Raw genomic sequence first — 787 nt, 5'->3', positions numbered from 1 at the left:
GGGCACTGTAAACTTAACGCTCTGAAAACAAGTTCTGGGAGTGAGGCTTTGGTTCATGCGGTGTGAAGACGTGCGATTTGGTGCCAAGTATCCAAGGCTGCTGCTCGCAGTTGGCGATGGTGATTGGATGGAATGTCTTGGCGGGGAACGTGAAAGAGGTTGGCAATCGGGTCGTGGATGGAAACGAAACGCTGAAGCTGTCGCGCTGACTTGAAGCGCTTCATGATCCTCTCCCGTCGTCGGACGGGTTGATGAGAATTCTCCGCCCGATTGTTCAGGCCCTTGTGCGAGCGATGCTCGACGCCTGGCATGATCTCCCGCTTCGCCGCACCGTAGGACCGGAGCCTGTCGGTGATCATCACACGCGGCGAACGGCCTTGCCCTTTCAGAAGCTTTCGCATCAAGCGCTTTGCCGCCTTGGCATTGCGGCGGCTTTGCACCAGCACGTCGAGAACAAAGCCGTCCTGATCAACGGCGCGCCAAAGCCAGTGTTTCTTTCCACCGATGGTGATGACAACCTCATCGAGGTGCCATTTGTCGCCGAGCTTGCCGGCTGATCGCTTCCGAATATCGTTGGCAAAGTGTCTGCCGAACTTCTCAGCCCAGAGTCGCACGGTCTGGTGAGAGACGATGACGCCACGAGCTGCCAGCATATCCTCGACCATCCGCAGGCTGAGCGGAAACCGGAAATAGAGCCAAACGGCATGGACAATCACCTCCGCTGGAAATCGGTGGCGACGATAAAGAGGATCACGGGTAAATCTGGTCATCCCACCAGATCCCACAT

At 56.8% G+C, this 787-nt stretch carries 1 protein-coding gene; it reads right to left on the bottom strand.

Annotation, left to right across the window (positions count from 1 at the left end; all coding sequences use genetic code 11):
* Nucleotides 1–53: 53 nt before the first annotated feature.
* Nucleotides 54–770, bottom strand: coding sequence for an IS6 family transposase (locus tag JTP94_RS27885; RefSeq protein ID WP_204853686.1), 717 nt, complete (start codon nucleotides 768–770; stop codon nucleotides 54–56).
* Between the last annotated feature and the right edge of the window lie 17 nt (nucleotides 771–787).

This window comes from Martinezella lusitana, from assembly GCF_016901135.1.
Lineage (GTDB): Bacteria > Pseudomonadota > Alphaproteobacteria > Rhizobiales > Rhizobiaceae > Rhizobium > Rhizobium lusitanum_D.
Note: the sequence above shows the minus strand (reverse complement) of the source record. Positions and strands in the feature narration are given on the sequence as shown.

Bases quoted from the DNA above. Each gene is read 5' to 3' on its own strand.
- JTP94_RS27885 (WP_204853686.1), bottom strand. From the start codon at position 770: ATGACCAGATTTACCCGTGATCCTCTTTATCGTCGCCACCGATTTCCA.